General features: G+C 71.4%; 16 protein-coding genes and 4 tRNA genes. 6 read left to right on the top strand and 14 right to left on the bottom strand.

Going from position 1 to position 14659, the window contains the following annotated elements; genetic code table 11:
• Positions 1-175 precede the first annotated feature (175 nt).
• From ACA089_RS16275 to ACA089_RS16225, 11 genes are all read right to left on the bottom strand, one after another.
• A tRNA-Thr gene (locus ACA089_RS16275) sits at positions 176-251 on the bottom strand.
• Between the two features lie 40 nt (positions 252-291).
• Positions 292-365, bottom strand: a tRNA-Gly gene (locus ACA089_RS16270).
• 61 nt (positions 366-426) lie between these two features.
• Positions 427-512 (bottom strand) — tRNA-Tyr (locus ACA089_RS16265).
• 113 nt (positions 513-625) lie between these two features.
• Entirely contained in the window at positions 626-1717 is a 1092-nt protein-coding gene (ychF, locus tag ACA089_RS16260) for a redox-regulated ATPase YchF (RefSeq protein ID WP_372018923.1), read from the bottom strand.
• A 70-nt stretch (positions 1718-1787) separates the two neighbouring features.
• Complete coding sequence (gene pth, locus ACA089_RS16255; RefSeq protein WP_372018921.1) at positions 1788-2369, bottom strand: aminoacyl-tRNA hydrolase; 582 nt, start codon at positions 2367-2369, stop codon at positions 1788-1790.
• 51 nt (positions 2370-2420) lie between these two features.
• Positions 2421-3041 (bottom strand): 50S ribosomal protein L25/general stress protein Ctc, encoded by a 621-nt coding sequence (locus ACA089_RS16250; protein WP_372018919.1) that lies wholly within the window; start codon positions 3039-3041, stop codon positions 2421-2423.
• Positions 3042-3216: 175 nt separating this feature from the next.
• Positions 3217-4176: a ribose-phosphate diphosphokinase gene (locus tag ACA089_RS16245; RefSeq protein WP_372018996.1), complete on the bottom strand. Its 960-nt coding sequence runs from the start codon at positions 4174-4176 to the stop codon at positions 3217-3219.
• Between the two features lie 117 nt (positions 4177-4293).
• Positions 4294-4370 (bottom strand) — tRNA-Gln (locus ACA089_RS16240).
• 3 nt (positions 4371-4373) lie between these two features.
• Positions 4374-5237, bottom strand: a complete 864-nt coding sequence (ispE, locus tag ACA089_RS16235; RefSeq protein WP_372018916.1) for a 4-(cytidine 5'-diphospho)-2-C-methyl-D-erythritol kinase — start codon at positions 5235-5237, stop codon at positions 4374-4376.
• Positions 5234-5860: a lipoprotein insertase outer membrane protein LolB gene (gene lolB, locus ACA089_RS16230; RefSeq protein WP_372018915.1), complete on the bottom strand. Its 627-nt coding sequence runs from the start codon at positions 5858-5860 to the stop codon at positions 5234-5236. The genes ispE and lolB overlap by 4 nt, the downstream gene beginning before the upstream one ends.
• Positions 5857-7596 carry a tetratricopeptide repeat protein gene (locus ACA089_RS16225; RefSeq protein WP_372018912.1) on the bottom strand — a complete coding sequence of 580 codons (1740 nt, stop codon included), beginning with the start codon at positions 7594-7596 and terminating at the stop codon, positions 5857-5859. Before ACA089_RS16225 ends, lolB begins: the two co-directional genes overlap by 4 nt.
• A 65-nt stretch (positions 7597-7661) precedes the next feature.
• Between ACA089_RS16225 and hemA the strand changes: the two genes are divergently transcribed.
• Genes hemA through ppk2 form a run of 4 tightly spaced genes read left to right on the top strand, consistent with a single transcriptional unit; the run spans position 7662 to position 11461 of the window.
• Positions 7662-8966: a glutamyl-tRNA reductase gene (gene hemA / locus ACA089_RS16220; RefSeq protein ID WP_372018909.1), complete on the top strand. Its 1305-nt coding sequence runs from the start codon at positions 7662-7664 to the stop codon at positions 8964-8966.
• Positions 8944-10026, top strand: coding sequence for a peptide chain release factor 1 (prfA, locus tag ACA089_RS16215; RefSeq protein ID WP_372018906.1), 1083 nt, complete (start codon positions 8944-8946; stop codon positions 10024-10026). Before hemA ends, prfA begins: the two co-directional genes overlap by 23 nt.
• Positions 10027-10084: 58 nt before the next feature.
• A complete protein-coding gene (moaB, locus tag ACA089_RS16210; protein ID WP_372018905.1) occupies positions 10085-10603 on the top strand; it encodes a molybdenum cofactor biosynthesis protein B in 519 nt (172 codons plus the stop codon).
• A gap of 27 nt (positions 10604-10630) precedes the next feature.
• A complete protein-coding gene (ppk2, locus tag ACA089_RS16205) occupies positions 10631-11461 on the top strand; it encodes a polyphosphate kinase 2 (protein WP_372018902.1) in 831 nt (276 codons plus the stop codon).
• Between the two features lies 1 nt (position 11462).
• Here the strand turns inward: ppk2 and ACA089_RS16200 are convergent, their stop codons facing one another.
• From ACA089_RS16200 to ACA089_RS16190, 3 genes are read right to left on the bottom strand one after another with little or no spacing between them, the layout of a single operon-like run.
• Positions 11463-11741, bottom strand: coding sequence for an acylphosphatase (locus ACA089_RS16200; RefSeq protein WP_372018899.1), 279 nt, complete (start codon positions 11739-11741; stop codon positions 11463-11465).
• Positions 11738-12325: a TlpA family protein disulfide reductase gene (locus ACA089_RS16195; RefSeq protein ID WP_372018897.1), complete on the bottom strand. Its 588-nt coding sequence runs from the start codon at positions 12323-12325 to the stop codon at positions 11738-11740. Before ACA089_RS16195 ends, ACA089_RS16200 begins: the two co-directional genes overlap by 4 nt.
• Position 12326: 1 nt before the next feature.
• Positions 12327-13607, bottom strand: a complete 1281-nt coding sequence (locus ACA089_RS16190; protein WP_372018895.1) for a YihY family inner membrane protein — start codon at positions 13605-13607, stop codon at positions 12327-12329.
• 78 nt (positions 13608-13685) lie between these two features.
• On the opposite strand from ACA089_RS16190, the gene wrbA reads away from it, so the two are divergent.
• Both wrbA and ACA089_RS16180 read left to right on the top strand, forming a co-directional pair.
• A complete protein-coding gene (wrbA, locus tag ACA089_RS16185; protein WP_372018893.1) occupies positions 13686-14279 on the top strand; it encodes an NAD(P)H:quinone oxidoreductase in 594 nt (197 codons plus the stop codon).
• Positions 14279-14617, top strand: a complete 339-nt coding sequence (locus ACA089_RS16180) for a DUF2069 domain-containing protein (RefSeq protein ID WP_372018890.1) — start codon at positions 14279-14281, stop codon at positions 14615-14617. The genes wrbA and ACA089_RS16180 overlap by 1 nt, the downstream gene beginning before the upstream one ends.
• Positions 14618-14659 lie beyond the last annotated feature (42 nt).

Raw genomic sequence — 14659 nt, 5'->3', positions numbered from 1 at the left:
CTTGCCGTGGTCAACGTGACCGATCGTGCCCACATTCACGTGCGGCTTGGTGCGCTCGAACTTACCCTTGGCCATGGCTGCCTATCTCGCTGACGGTTGTAGATGGATTGCTGCGGTTCTTGGTGTAGCACCCCGCTCATGGGAGCCGGGCTGTAGCGGACGGATCCGCCGAAGATGGTGCTCACGAAAGGAATCGAACCTTCGACCTCCTCCTTACCAAGGAGGTGCTCTACCGACTGAGCTACGTGAGCGTGAAGCCTGTTACTGCACGGAACAACCTGGGCGGTGCAATGGAGCGGGAGACGGGAATCGAACCCGCACCATCAGCTTGGAAGGCTGAGGTTCTACCATTGAACTACTCCCGCGAGGGGAACCGCTTCCCGGCCTGACGCTCCGGGCCTTGCCTTGCTGTTGCCGCTTTGAAACTGGTGGAGGGAGGTGGATTCGAACCACCGAAGGCGTAAGCCAGCAGATTTACAGTCTGCCCCCGTTGGCCGCTTGGGTATCCCTCCGGGACCTGCCACCGCGACCCGTACAACCGAAACGTACGACCGGGGTGAAACAGCCCGCAATTCTGACCATCCCCGCCGCGGCTGTCAACGTTCCGGCGGTGACTTTTTCCGGATCAGACGTTGAAGCGGAAATGGAGGACGTCGCCCTCCTGCACCCGGTACTCCTTGCCCTCCAGGCGCATGCGCCCGGCCTCGCGCGACCCGGCCTCGCCCCGGTAGCGGATGAAGTCGTCGAAGGCGATGGTTTCGGCGCGGATGAAGCCCTTCTCGAAATCGGTGTGGATGACCGCCGCCGCCTGCGGCGCGGTGGCGCCGGCCTTGACCGTCCACGCCCGGACCTCCTTGACGCCCGCGGTGAAGTACGTCTGCAGCCCGAGCAGGCGGTAGGCCGCTCGGATCACGCGGTTCAGGCCGGGCTCCTCGAGGCCGAGGTCGGCCAGGAAGGCGTCACGGTCGGCGTCGTCCAGCTGCGCCAGCTCCTCCTCGATGGCCGCCGATACCGGCACCACCTCGGCCCCCTCGGCCGCCGCCCGCGCCCTGACCGCCTCGAGCAGCGGATTGTCGTGGAAGCCGTCTTCCAGCACGTTGGCCACGTACATGACCGGCTTGAGGGTCAGCAGGAACAGGTCGCGGACCAGGGCCCGCTCCTCGTCGTCCAGCCCCAGCGCACGGCCGGGCCTGCCCTCGCTCAGGCCGGCATGCAGCTTCTGCAGCACGGGCTTGCGCGCGATCGCGTCCTTTTCGCCGGCCTTGGCCGACCGTTCGGCGCGGTTCAACGCCTTTTCCACGCTATCCAGGTCGGCCAGGGCGAGCTCGGTATCGATCGTTTCGATGTCCGAGATCGGATCGACGTTGCCCGCGACATGGATGATGTCCGGATGGTCGAAGCAACGCACCACATGCGAAATCGCGTCCACCTCGCGGATGTGGGCCAGGAACTTGTTGCCCAGCCCCTCGCCGCTGGCGGCGCCCGCGACGAGGCCGGCGATGTCGACGAACTCGACCGCCGTGGCCACCACCTTTTCCGGCTTCACGATCCCGGCCAGCTGGCCCAGGCGCGGGTCCGGCACCGGCACCACGCCCACGTTCGGCTCGATCGTGCAGAACGGGAAGTTGGCCGCGGCGATACCCGCCTTGGTCAGCGCGTTGAAAAGGGTCGACTTGCCGACGTTGGGCAGGCCGACGATGCCGCATTTGATGCCCATGGGTTTCCGGTTTCACCGCAGGAGATTGGGGGCTGGGCACCGGTCGCGCCGGATCCCAGCCCGCAGCCTCCTAGGGCCTTGGCGTATGCAGGCGCTTCATGGCCTCGTTGAAGTCGCCGGCCACCGCAAGCGGCAGCGCCGCGATCGCGTCATCGATCGAGCGGTCGATCAGCACCGCATCATCCTTGCCTGCACGACCCAGCACCCAGCCGGTGACCCGGTCCTTGTGCCCGGGGTGGCCGATGCCGATCCGGAGGCGGTGGAACCTGCCATGGCCGAGATGCTGGATGGTGTCGCGCAGCCCGTTCTGGCCGCCATGCCCGCCGTCGAACTTCAACCTCGCCGTGCCCGGCGCCAGGTCGAGTTCGTCATGCACGAGCAGCGCCTGCTCCGGCTCGATCTTCCAGTAACGCAATGCCGCGGCCACCGACTTGCCCGACAGGTTCATGTACGTGGCCGGCTTCAGCAGCCAGACGCTGCGGCCACCGATGTCGACCTTCGCGGTCTCGCCGAACAGCTTCGACTCCAGGCCGAAGCGCACGCCGGCGCTCCCGGCCAGCGCGTCGACCAGGCGAAACCCGGCGTTGTGCCGGGTGTTCGCGTGTTCCGGGCCGGGATTGCCCAACCCGACGATGAGTCGAAGTTCCGCCATCGCTGACGCGGCCGACGTCCCGCCCGGAGGACCGGGCGGGAACGCAGCGCCTTACTTCTTCTCTTCGCCGCCTTCGGCCGCCGGCTCTTCCTCGACGCGGGCGTGCTTGGCGATCACCACGGCCAGGTCGTGGTCGGCGCCCAGCTTCAGCTCCGGGATTTCCACGCCGGCCGGCAGCTTCAGCGCCGACAGGTGGATGACGTCGCCGACGGCGAGGTCCGACAGGTCGACCTCGATGGCCTCCGGCAGGTCCTTGGGCAGGCACGACACGGTGACTTCGTTGAGCTCGTGGGTGATGACCACGCCCGCCGACTTGCCGGCCGGCGACTTCTCGGCGTTGACGAAGTGCAGCTGCACGGCGGCGCGCAGGACTTCGTTGTCGTTCACGCGCTGGAAGTCCAGGTGCATGACCAGCTGCTTGTACGGGTGACGCTGCATGTCGCGCAGCAGGACGCGCTGCACGTCGCCGTTGAGGCTCAGGTCCAGGATCGACGAGTAGAACCACTCGTTCTGCTGGGCCAGCCAGACCTGCTCGTGGTCGAGCTGGATGTTGACCGGGTTCAGGTCGCCACCGTAGACGATGGCCGGAATCTTGCCGTCGCGACGCAGGCGGCGGCTCGCACCCTTGCCCTCGTCCTCGCGACGCTCGACGTTGATCACATGAGTTGCCATTTCACTATCACTCTTCAGGTTTGGGGGCTGCCTCGCGGCATCCCGGATGACTCGTCCGCGACCAGACGAGCCTTGCGGTTCCCGGGGATCGGGAATCCGGAACCGGCGCTTCCGGTTCCGCATTGCCGTCCCCCGGCGGCCGGCATCCTGCCGGCGCGGGCATTCGGTCGACGACTCAGTCGACGTAGAGCGAGCTCACCGATTCGCCGAAGGCGATGCGGCGGATGGTCTCGGCCAGCAGCTCCGCCACGCTGACCTGGCGGATGCGGTTGCAGGCCCTGGCCGCCGGCGACAGCGGGATGGTGTCGGTGACCACCAGCTCGTCGAGCTGGGAGCCCGTGATGTTGTCCACCGCCGGGCCCGACAGCACCGGATGGGTGCAGTACGCGGCGACCTTGGTCGCGCCCTGCGCCTTCAGCGCGGCCGCGGCGGCGCACAGCGTGCCGGCGGTGTCGACGATGTCATCCACCAGCACGCAGGTCTTGCCGGACACGTCGCCGATGATGTTCATCACCGTGGACACGTTGGCGCGCGGGCGGCGCTTGTCGATGATCGCCAGGTCGGCATCGTCCAGGCGCTTGGCCACCGCGCGGGCGCGGACCACGCCGCCCACGTCCGGCGAGACCACGATCAGGTTCTCGGTGCCATGCGCGCGCCAGATGTCGGCCAGCAGCAGCGGCGAGGCGTAGACGTTGTCGACCGGGATGTCGAAGAAGCCCTGGATCTGGTCGGCGTGCAGGTCCACGGTCAGGACCCGGTCGGCGCCCACCGCGGTGAACATCTTCGCCGCGACCTTGGCCGTGATCGGCACGCGCGAGGAACGCAGCCGGCGGTCCTGGCGCGAATAACCGAAATACGGCACCACCGCGGTGACGCTGGCGACGCTGGCGCGCTTGAGCGCGTCGATCAGCACCAGCAGCTCCATCAGGTTCTCCGCGGCCGGCGCACAGGTCGGCTGGACGACGAAGACCTCCTGGCGGCGCACGTTCTCCTCGATCTCGACCTGGACCTCGCCATCCGAGAAGGTCGACACCAGCGCCTTGCCGGGACGCACGCCCAGTTCACGGCAGATGCTCTCGGCCAGCGCGCGGTGCGCATTGCCGGAGAAGACAAGCAGGCTGCGGTCGTCTTGCATCTTGGTCATCCCGGCGGCGACTCGGATCTGGGTGGACATCGGGGAACGCCGCGATCCGTGCGGTGTTCCGGCTGGGGTTCCCGCGCTGGATCCGCGGGCTCTGGCGAGCAGTCGCAATGGCAGGGGCGGCAGGATTCGAACCTGCGGATGCCGGGATCAAAACCCGGTGCCTTGGACCTCTTGGCGACGCCCCTGTGTCAGTTCCACGACGGGCGCGCCAGCGCACCACGCAATGGCGAATCCGACACGCCGGCGGCGACCCAGGCGCGCAACGGCCGCGGCAAGCGCGCCAGTGCTTCCTGCGCCGCGTCCGGGTGGGCGAACTCGACGAAACAACCGCTGCCGGTGCCGGTCAGGCGTGGCCGACCGATCCGCGCCAGCTCGGCGAAAACCGCCTCGACGGCCGGCTCGCGGCGGCGCAGGACCGGCTCGAACGCATTGTCGAGGACCGCTCCGGCAGCGAAGTCCGATATTTTCGCGGGCGGGGAATCCCGCGTCAAATCCGGGGACTGGAACAGCGCGGCGGTCGGCACCTGCACGCCGGGGTCGGCGAGCACGTACCAGGCGGGCGCCAGTGCCAGCGGCTGCAACCGCTCCCCCACCCCCTCGGCCCAGGCGCTGCGCCCGCGGACGAACACGGGAACGTCGGCCCCCAGGCGCAGGCCGAGGTCGGCCAGCCGGTCCTCCCCCAGGCCCAGGCCCCAGAGGCGGTCCAGTGCGCATAACACGGTGGCGGCATCGGAGGATCCACCGCCAAAGCCGCCGCCGGCCGGAACGTTCTTTTCGACGAAAATGTCCGCGCCATGACGGACGTTCGCGACCTCTTTCAAGAGGAGCGCCGCCCGGACTGCCAGATCCTGCGGGTCGTCCACGCCTGGAAGGCGATCGCCATGGCGCACGATCAGGCCGTCTGACCGGGGGCGCAGCCGGATCCGGTCGCCCCAGTCGAGCAGGCGGAACACCGTCTGCAGCTCGTGGTAGCCGTCGGCCCGGCGACCGGTGATGCGCAGGAACAGGTTGAGCTTGGCCGGGGCCGGCCAGTCGCTCCAGCCGTCGCTCACGGGCGCGCCTCCCAGCCGTCCGTGACCAGCCGGACCCGCACCCCCTCGCGGCTCGCCTGCAGCCGCCGCGGCATCTCCGGCCACCCGCCCCCGGCGGGCAGCCACTCCTGGTACTCCACCGTCCAGCCGTCCGCGTGCAGGGAGCGGAGGCGGCCATCGGGGCCGAACACCGCCGCCTCTCCCGCGCTGGACGGCAGCCCGCGCACCCACGCCGCCAAGGCGTCGACCGGGATCGGCCAGCCGGTGGCGGACTGCAGCAGGGCGCCGCCATCCGGCCCCGAGCGGGGCCCGCCCTCGAGCCCTTCCAGCGTCGCACCGCCCGGTTCGCCGGACAGTTGCCAGCTCTGCCGCGTCACCGGCGCGCTCAGGGAGATGCGGTAAGACACCCCCTGCTGGCGCCAGTCCAGCCGGCCGCTGCCACCCTTGTCGCCGACACTGACCGCGATCCGGCCCTGCATCGACCAGTCGGTCATGGCGTCGAGCTGCAGGCGGCGCGCCTCCTGGCGGGCCTGCGCCTCGGTCGCATCGATGGCCGGGCCGGGGGCACGCACCGGCGCGGTGCCGCAGCCGGCAAGCAGTCCCATGGCCAGCGCCAGGCCGGCCCGCCACGCTCCCCGGCTCACGGCGCCGGATCCTGCGCGGGCGCCGGCATCGGCAGGCCCAGCTTCTCCAGGGTCCGGCGCAGCGAGCGGTTGTCCGCGTCGAGCTTGCGCGCCTCCTCGAAATAGCGCTGCGCTTCCTCGCGGCGACCGAGGACCCAGAGCACCTCGCCCACGTGCGCGCCGATTTCCGGGTCCCTCATGAGGCCCCATGCGCGACGCAGTTCGACCAGCGCCTCTTCCTTGCGGCCGAGCCGGTACAGCACCCAGCCGTAGCTGTCGACGATGGCCGCGTTGTCCGGTTCGGCGGTGCGCGCCCGGTCGATCAGCTCGAGCGCTTCCTGGTAACGATGGGTGCGGTCGGCAAGGGTATAGCCGAGCGCATTGAGTGCGGCCACGTTCTCCGGGTCGGCCACCAGCACCTTGCGCAGGTCGGCTTCGGCGCGGTCGATCCGGTCCTGCCGCTCCCATGCCAGCGCCCGCGCGTACAGCAGCGCGCCGTCGTCGGGATAGGCGGCCAGGCCGCGCCCCAGCGCTTCGATCTCGCCCTCGGCGTTGCCCTCGCGCTGGCGCAGCTCGCCCTCGAGCAGGTAGGCGTTGCGGCGCGCCTCGTCGTCGCTGCCGGCGTCGTTCTGCAGGGCGCGGGCCTCGGCGTAGGCCTCGTCGCCGCGCCCGAGTTCGTACAGCGCCGCGGCCATGCGGATCCGCGCCTCGGACCGCTCCGGCCCACCCGGCACGCCGCGGTACCAGTCGACCGCTTCGCCCGGCCGCTTGAGGAATTCGGCGATCCGGCCGAGCAGCATGCGCCGCGCCGGATCGGGCTTGCCGCCATCGGCGGCCGACAGTTCGTCGTACAGCGCCGTCAGGGTGCCGGTGTCGTCGCTGCGCGCCAGCAACGAGGCGCGCATGCCGTAGCTCTGCGTGTTCTGCGGCCCGAGCGACATGACCCGCGCCGCCGCGCCGTAATCGGCCAGCGCCTCGTAGGCCATGGCCAGCATCGCGCGGATTTCCGGGTCGGCCCCCGCACGCGGCTCGACCTGGACCAGCATCGCCCGGGCCGCCTCGGCCTCGCCGGCCTGCTGCAGCTGGCCCGCGCGCATGACCGCCACCCGCGGCTCGCCGGGGAAGCGCCTGACCATTTCGTCGACGATGCGGGCCGCCAGCCGCGGCTGGTCCAGGCGCAGCGACAGGCGGCCGAATTCCTGCCAGGCCACCAGCTCCCCCGGGATCACGCCATCGTCGACGAGCTGCTCCATGACCCGCGCGACCACCGCCGGGTCGCGCCCTCCCGCCAGCCCCGCCAGCGCATAGCGCCAGGCGCGCGGATCGGGCGCCTGAAGCAGCTGGACCAGTTCGCGGCGGGCCTTTCGGACCTGGCCCTTGCGCAGGGCCAGCGAGGCGGAGGCCGCCTGCAGCGCCAGCGACCCGGGCGCGCGCTGGCGCCACAGCCGCAGCGCGGCCTCGGCACGGGCGTCGTCGTTGGCGAGCATCGCGATGCGGGTGGCCCGCTCGGCGGTCAGGATGTCGCCGTCGGCCTGCCGCGCGGCTTCCAGGTACCAGTGCGCGGCATCCGCCAGCTGGCCGGCCTGGAGCGCATATTCCCCGGCCATCACCTGTTCGAGGGGCACGTCCACCGCGGGCGCGGCCTGCGCCGGGGCGGCGAGCGACAGCAGGACCAGCAGCCCATGCAGGGCGCTGCGGCACTGGAAACGCGGACGCGGGCGTCCGGTTGCAGGGACGGAAAGCTCGGATTCGGGCATTGGCACCCACCGGGCCGTAAAATGGCGGCCCAAAGAAGCCAGCAGATTAACGCAAGCAACTGAACATGACGCTTTGGCTCCTCGGCCTCAACCACCAGACCGCGCCGGTCGACCTGCGCGAACGTGTGGCGTTTGCCGGCGATGCGCTGGGCCAGGCCCTGGCGTCGTTGCGGGCCCTGCCGGAAGTCTCCGAAGCCGCGCTGCTGTCGACCTGCAATCGCACCGAGGTCTATGCGGTCGCCTCCGACGGCGAGGCGCTGGCCGCCTGGCTGGACCGGCACGCGCAGGGCCTGGGGGCCTACCTGTACCGCCACCACGATGCCGATGCCGTCCGCCACCTGTTCCGCGTGGCGACCGGGCTCGATTCGATGGTGCTGGGCGAGCCGCAGATCCTCGGCCAGGTGAAGGACGCATGGGCGGCGGCCCGCGAGACCGGGGCGCTGGGGACGCGGCTGGACCGGCTGTTCCAGCAGACCTTCGCGGTCGCCAAGCGCGCGCGCACCGACACCCGCATCGGGGTCAACCCCGTGTCCGTGGCCTCGACCGCGGTGCGCCTGGCGCAGGATTCCTTCGCCAGCCTGCCGGACTCCACCGTGCTGCTGGTCGGCGCCGGCGAGACCATCGAGCTGGCGGCCCGGCACCTGGCCAAGGGCGGCGTCCGCCGCCTGCTGGTGGCCAACCGTACCCTCGCCCACGCCCAGGACCTGGCCACGCGCCATGGCGGCTATGCCCTGCCCCTGGCGGACCTGGACCGGCACCTGGCCGAAGCCGACGTCGTGTTCTCCGCCACCGCCAGCCGCGAACCGGTGCTGCGCCAGGTCCAGGTCGAGGCCGCGCTCGCGGCGCGCCGGCGCAAGCCGATGCTGCTGTTCGACCTGGCCGTGCCCCGCGACATCGAGGCCGGCGTGGCCGGCCTGGCGGATGCGTACCTGTACACCGTCGACGACCTGGAACGCGCGGTCGAGGACAACCGCCGTGGCCGCCACGAAGCGGCCGAGGCGGCCGAGGCGATCATCGACCTGCAGGTCGCCCGCTACATGGAAACGCTGCAGGCCGGCGCCCGCCAGGAGACGCTCAAGCGGCTGCGCGCCCTCGGCGACAGCACCCGCGACGAACTGCTGGCGCGCGCGCGCCAGCAACTGGCCGGCGGCCGCGATGCGGACGAGGTCCTGCAGTTCCTCGCCCACACCCTGACCAACCGCCTGCTGCATCCGCCGACCGCCGCGCTGCGCGAAGCCGCGCTGGCCGGCGACGCCGAACTGGCCCGCGCGGCCGAGCGGCTGTTCCCGGCGAAGGCGCCGTACAGCCACCCGCACGCCCCTTCCCTCCCCCCGTCCCCGCTGCCCGATGACCCCGAGCCTGCGCCGTAAGCTGGAAGCGCTGGCCGAGCGCCGCGAAGAACTGGAACGCCTGCTCGCCGATCCCGGCGTGCTGGCCGACAACGCGCGTTTCCGCGACCTCTCGCGCGAGTTCGCCCAGCTCGAGCCGGTCGCCACCGCGCTGGCCGCCGAAGCGCGGGCCAAGGCCGACCTCGCCGCCGCCGAGGCGATGCGCGGCGATCCCGAGCTGGCCGAACTGGCCGAGGAGGAGATCGCCAGTGCGCGCGGGAGGCTGGACGCGCTCGACGGCGAACTGGCCCTGCTGCTGGTGCCCAGGGACCCGCGCGACGAAGGCAACCTGTTCCTGGAAGTGCGCGCCGGCACCGGCGGCGACGAGGCGGCGATCTTCGCCGGCGACCTGTTCCGCATGTACGCGCGCTACGCCGAGCGCCAGGGCTGGAAGGTGGAGGTCGAGTCCGAGAATCCCGGCGAGCACGGCGGCCACAAGGAAATCGTGGCCCGCGTGGTCGGCCGCGGCGCGTACTCGCGGCTGAAGTTCGAGTCGGGCACGCACCGCGTGCAGCGGGTGCCGGCGACCGAGTCGCAGGGCCGCATCCACACCTCGGCGGCGACCGTGGCGATCATCCCCGAGGCCGACGAGGTCGAGGAGATCGCGATCAACCCGGCCGACCTGAAGGTCGACACGTTCCGTTCCTCCGGCGCCGGCGGCCAGCACGTCAACAAGACCGATTCGGCGATCCGCATCACCCACCTGCCGACCGGCGTGGTGGTCGAGAGCCAGACCGAGCGCAGCCAGCACGCCAACCGCGACAAGGCGATGAAGCGGCTGAAGGCGCAGCTGCTCGACGCCGAGCGCAGCCGGCAGCAGGCCGCGCAGGCCGAGTCGCGCCGGTTGCAGGTGGGAAGCGGCGACCGCAGCCAGCGGATCCGCACCTACAACTTCCCGCAGGGGCGGATCACCGACCACCGGGTCGAAGGCCTGACCCTGTACGACCTGCCCAACATCCTGGAAGGCGAGCTGGACCCGCTGGTCGTGCGCCTGCAACAGGAATACCAGGCCGACGAACTGGCGCGGCTGACGTCGGAGTAAGGCGGCGCGCGCCGGCAGGCGCCCGGCAGCGCGGCACCGGCCGGTATAGGCTATGCCCATGACCGCCGGAACCGACTTCATTCCCCTCCAGCTGTGCGTGCTGACCGTCTCGGACACGCGCACCCCCGCCAACGACAGTTCCGGCGACTACCTCGCCGGCGCGCTCGCCGATGCCGGCCACGCGGTCCACGCGCGCGCGCTGCTGCCCGACGACCGCTACCGCCTGCGCGCGATCGTCTCGCAATGGATCGCCGACCCCGCGGTCGACGGCATCCTGGTCACCGGCGGCACCGGCTTCACCGGCCGCGACTCCACGCCCGAGGCGCTGCTGCCGCTGCTGGACAAGCAGATGCCCGGCTTCGGCGAGCTGTTCCGCGCGGTCAGCGTCGCGGAGATCGGCACGTCCTCGCTGCAGTCGCGCGCCTTCGCCGGCATCGCCAACGCCACTTTCCTGTTCGCCCTGCCCGGCTCGACCTCGGCCTGCCGCACGGCGTGGGAGCAGATCATCGTCCAGCAGCTGGACGCGCGCACGAAGCCCTGCAACCTGGCGACGCTGCGGCCGCGGCTGCGCGAGTAATCCGCCCTCTGGCACCGGGAGAACGGCATGGCCGATCGCGGCAAGCACGGGAAGAAGCGCAAGGCGGCGTCCGGCGCGCTCGGCAAGGGCGAGTACAAGGATCTGCTCGACCCGCTGCAGCTGGAACTGGTGCGCATGGCCGAATGGCTGCAGGCCACCGGGCGGCGACTGGTGGTGCTGTTCGAGGGGCGCGACACCGCCGGCAAGGGCGGCGCGATCAAGGCGCTCTCCGAACACCTCAATCCGCGCCAGTGCCGCGTCGTCGCCCTGCCCAAGCCGACCGAGCGCGAAGCCACCCAGTGGTACTTCCAGCGCTACGCCGCGCACCTGCCCGCCGCCGGCGAGATGACCCTGTTCGACCGCAGCTGGTACAACCGTGCCGGCGTCGAGCGGGTGATGGGCTACTGCAGCGACGCGCAGTACCTGGCATTCCTCGAGCAGGCGCCGCGCTTCGAGCGGATGCTGGTGGACGACGGCATCCTGCTGTTCAAGTACTGGCTGTGCGTGGACCAGGCCGAACAGGAGCAGCGTTTCGCCGAACGCCAGGAGGATCCGCTCAAGGGCTGGAAGCTCTCCCCCGTCGACCTGAAGGCGCGCGCGCACTACGCGGATTACGCGCGGGCGCGCGAGGAGATGCTCGCCGCCACGCATGCCGCGCAGGCGCCGTGGACCCTGGTCGATTTCAACGACCAGCGCCGCGGCCGGCTGACCCTGATCCGCGACCTGCTGGACCGGCTGCCCGACGTGGCCGTCCCCGGCGAGCTGCCGGAACTGGCGCCGCTGCAGGGCAAGCCCCGGCGCGAGCGCTACACCGTGCTCAGGCCGATTCCGCCCTACCCGCCCGGCAAGGGCGACTGAGTCAGGCGGTCACGAAGCCGGGGGCGACATCGTCCACCACCGGCAGGGATTCGATCGCGTCGACCCGCGCCTGCGGCGGCCCCTGGCGCAGCCAGGCTTCCAGCGCCGCCAGCGCGTCCGGCGCACCGGACGCGACCACGTCCACCCGGCCGTCGGCCAGGTTGACCGCACTGCCGTCGAGCCCGAGGCGCAGCGCCTGTTCGCGCGTGGAGGCCCGGAAGAACACACCCTGCACGCGGCCGCTGACGCGCCAGCGCAGCACCGCGCGCGGCGCGCTCATTCGAGCCTGCCGCCGCCGGCCTCGACCGCGGTCTCGATGTCGTAGGCGGTCACCGGGCCGAGGAAGTGGCGCGCGACCTTGCCGTCCGGCGCCAGCAGGTAGGTCGTCGGCAGGCCGCGGGGCGTGGCGAAATCCTGCGGCGGACTCATCGGATCGAGGATGACGACCGGATACGACACCGGGTGCTCGTGCAGGAACGCGCGCATGTCCTCCACGGTGATGTCCTCGTAGGCCAGGCCGACGACCTCGATCTGCTCGCGCATGGTGTGCAGCGCGGCCAGCTCGGGCATTTCCTTCAGGCACGGCCCGCACCACGTGGCCCAGAAGTTGACCACCACCCAGCGGCCGCGATGCTTGGCCAGGTCGTACAGGCTGCCGTCCACGGCGGTGCCGGCGAAGCGCGGCACCTCCGCGGTGCGCTCGACCACGCCCGGTTGCGCCACGGGCGCGGTGCCGGCGTCCGCGGCCGGCGTCGCGGGCGCCGCTGCCGGGGCCGGAGCCGGGGCGGCAGGTTCCACCGGCGCGGCCTCGCGCTGGCAGGCGGAGAGGGCCAGCAAGGCCGGCAACAGCAGGAATAGGCGCATCTCAGGTCCCGGTAGGTTCGAGGCTTGGGGGATAAAGGTCGCCGACGCGGCGCTTGAGCGCATCGCGCAGCGGCAACCGCAGGTCGTCGAGCACCGCATGGACCGCCTTGCCCAGGTCATCGTCGCGGCACGGCAACCACGCCTCGCCGATCGGCACGCGCAGCTGGCAGGCCTCGTACAGCTCGGCCAGGGTGAGGCTGTCGAGGTCGCGCGCGAGGAGCCATTCGCCGCGCTCGTCGCGCCGCACCAGGCGGATCGCGTCGAGCTGGCACAGGAATTCCTGCAGCAGCGAATCGGTCAGCATCGGCTCGAGCGCCAGCATCTCGTTCGTGTGCAGGCCACGGCCGTCGCGCCTCGCCTGCTGGAAACGGCCGATCAGGCGCAGCAGCGCATAGCCCTCGTAGCCCTGCGGCAGGCGCATGGACGCGGGCTGGTAGCGGAAGGCGGCCATCGACGAAGCCAGCGACGCCCCGAGCAGGATCGAGACCCAGCCCAGGTAGATCCACAGCATCAGGATCGGCACCGCGGCCAGCGTACCGTACAGCTTCTGGTAGCTGCGGAAGCTGCCCAGGTAGAGCCCCAGGCCGGCCTTCACCGCCTCCAGCAGGATCACCGCGAGCAGCGCGCCGGCGAAGGCGTGCCGCCATTGCACGGTGTGGTGCGGCACCACCCGGTAGGCGACCATCACCACCGCCAGTTCGATCAGCATCGGCGTCATCCCCAGGCTCAGGTTGACCAGCCACTGGCCACCGGGAGACGCGAACACGCCGGACGCGAAGAAGCTCGCCGAGACCGACAGCGACGCGGCCGCCAGCAGCGCGCCCAGGGTCAGGACCGTCCAGTACACCAGGTAGCGCGACAGCCGCGGGCGCGCGCTCGCCACCCGCCAGATCCGGTTGAAGGTGGTTTCCACGCTGTGCAGGGTGACCAGCAGGGAAATCACCAGCGCCACGGTGCCGGCGGCGGTGAGCTCCTTGATGTTGACCTTCAGCTCGAGCAGCCTGGATTCGATCGCCCGCGCCGAACTCGGGACGAAGTTGGCGAACACGTAGTCGATGAGGTCCTGGCTGAGGCTGTCGAACACCGGGAACGCGGCCAGCACCCCGAGCACCACCACCGCCAGCGGCACCAGCGCGAAGGCGGTGGTGTAGGCCAGCGAGGCGGCGGCCTGGAACAGGTTGTCGTCGAGGAAACGGCGCCACAGGAAGCGCGCGAACGTGGCCGAGCGCGCGCGGTCGCGCACGCGTTCCCTCCACCGGGCAGCGATGTCCGCCATGCTCATCGGCGCAAGCCTACCCGATGCGCGCCCACCGCCGCATCGTCGATACTGGCAGCCCCTCGCCACCGACATGGACGGACGATGCCGGAGATCCTGGTCCTCTACTACAGCCGCGGCGGCGCGGTCGCGCGCCTGGCCCGGCAGATCGCCCGCGGGGTCGAGGAGGTGCCGGGCATGCAGGCGCGCCTGCGCAGCGTGCCGCCGGTGGCCGCGGTCACCCAGCAGGCCGCCCCCCCCGTGCCCGACGACGGCGCGCCCTACGTGCAGGCCAGCGACCTGGCCGAATGCGCCGGCCTGGCGCTGGGCAGCCCCACCCGCTTCGGCAACATGGCCGCGCCGGTGAAGCATTTCCTCGACGGCCTCGGCGCCGAATGGGCCAGCGGCACCCTCGCCGGCAAGCCGGCGGCGGTGTTCACCTCGACCGCGACCCAGCATGGCGGCCAGGAATCGACCCTGCTCACCATGCACGTGCCCTTGCTGCACCACGGCTGCCTGATCGTCGGGATCCCGTTCACCGAACCGCTGCTCAGTTCCACCCGCAGCGGTGGCACGCCCTACGGCGCCAGCCACGTGGCCGGCTCCCAGGGCGACCCGCAGCCGACCGACGAGGAAGCCGCGCTGGCCCGCGCCCTCGGCCGCCGCCTGGCCGACATCGCCGCCCGGCTGGTGCGCTGATGGCGGCCACCTCCCCGCTCCGCCTCGCCGGCGTGGCGCTGCTGGCACTGGCAGCCCTGTTCGTGGCCTGGTTCCATGACGACCGCCACGCCGTGGCCGCGCTGCTGGTGTTCGCAGTGCCGCCGCTGCTGCTGGCCGTGCCCACCCTGCGCGGCGGCCGGCGCGCGGCGTTCTGGGCCGGCGTGCTGGCGCTGTTCTGGTTCAGCCACGGGGTGATGGTCGCCTGGACGCGCCCCGGAGAAGCCCTGTTCGCCTGGGGGGAGATCGTCCTGTCGCTGCTGGTGATCGGCGCGACCAGCTGGAACGGCCTGCGCGCCCGCTTCGCCCGGCGCGGCTGAGCCGCGCGCCTGCGTACCCCGTCGCCGCGGCGGTGCCCGGCA

The organism is Pseudoxanthomonas fibrivorans, assembly GCF_041464125.1.
GTDB lineage: Bacteria > Pseudomonadota > Gammaproteobacteria > Xanthomonadales > Xanthomonadaceae > Pseudoxanthomonas.
Note: the sequence above shows the minus strand (reverse complement) of the source record. Positions and strands in the feature narration are given on the sequence as shown.

Excerpts from the sequence above, each read along its gene's own strand:
- ychF (WP_372018923.1), bottom strand. The coding sequence starts at position 1,717 with ATGGGCATCAAATGCGGCATCGTCGGCCTGCCCAACGTCGGCAAGTCG.
- pth (WP_372018921.1), bottom strand. The coding sequence starts at position 2,369 with ATGGCGGAACTTCGACTCATCGTCGGGTTGGGCAATCCCGGCCCGGAA.
- ACA089_RS16250 (WP_372018919.1), bottom strand. The coding sequence starts at position 3,041 with ATGGCAACTCATGTGATCAACGTCGAGCGTCGCGAGGACGAGGGCAAG.
- ACA089_RS16245 (WP_372018996.1), bottom strand. The coding sequence starts at position 4,176 with ATGCAAGACGACCGCAGCCTGCTTGTCTTCTCCGGCAATGCGCACCGC.
- ACA089_RS16225 (WP_372018912.1), bottom strand. The coding sequence starts at position 7,596 with ATGCCCGAATCCGAGCTTTCCGTCCCTGCAACCGGACGCCCGCGTCCG.
- hemA (WP_372018909.1), top strand. The coding sequence starts at position 7,662 with ATGACGCTTTGGCTCCTCGGCCTCAACCACCAGACCGCGCCGGTCGAC.
- prfA (WP_372018906.1), top strand. The coding sequence starts at position 8,944 with ATGACCCCGAGCCTGCGCCGTAAGCTGGAAGCGCTGGCCGAGCGCCGC.
- moaB (WP_372018905.1), top strand. The coding sequence starts at position 10,085 with ATGACCGCCGGAACCGACTTCATTCCCCTCCAGCTGTGCGTGCTGACC.
- ppk2 (WP_372018902.1), top strand. The coding sequence starts at position 10,631 with ATGGCCGATCGCGGCAAGCACGGGAAGAAGCGCAAGGCGGCGTCCGGC.
- ACA089_RS16200 (WP_372018899.1), bottom strand. The coding sequence starts at position 11,741 with ATGAGCGCGCCGCGCGCGGTGCTGCGCTGGCGCGTCAGCGGCCGCGTG.
- ACA089_RS16195 (WP_372018897.1), bottom strand. The coding sequence starts at position 12,325 with ATGCGCCTATTCCTGCTGTTGCCGGCCTTGCTGGCCCTCTCCGCCTGC.
- ACA089_RS16190 (WP_372018895.1), bottom strand. The coding sequence starts at position 13,607 with ATGAGCATGGCGGACATCGCTGCCCGGTGGAGGGAACGCGTGCGCGAC.
- wrbA (WP_372018893.1), top strand. The coding sequence starts at position 13,686 with ATGCCGGAGATCCTGGTCCTCTACTACAGCCGCGGCGGCGCGGTCGCG.
- ACA089_RS16180 (WP_372018890.1), top strand. The coding sequence starts at position 14,279 with ATGGCGGCCACCTCCCCGCTCCGCCTCGCCGGCGTGGCGCTGCTGGCA.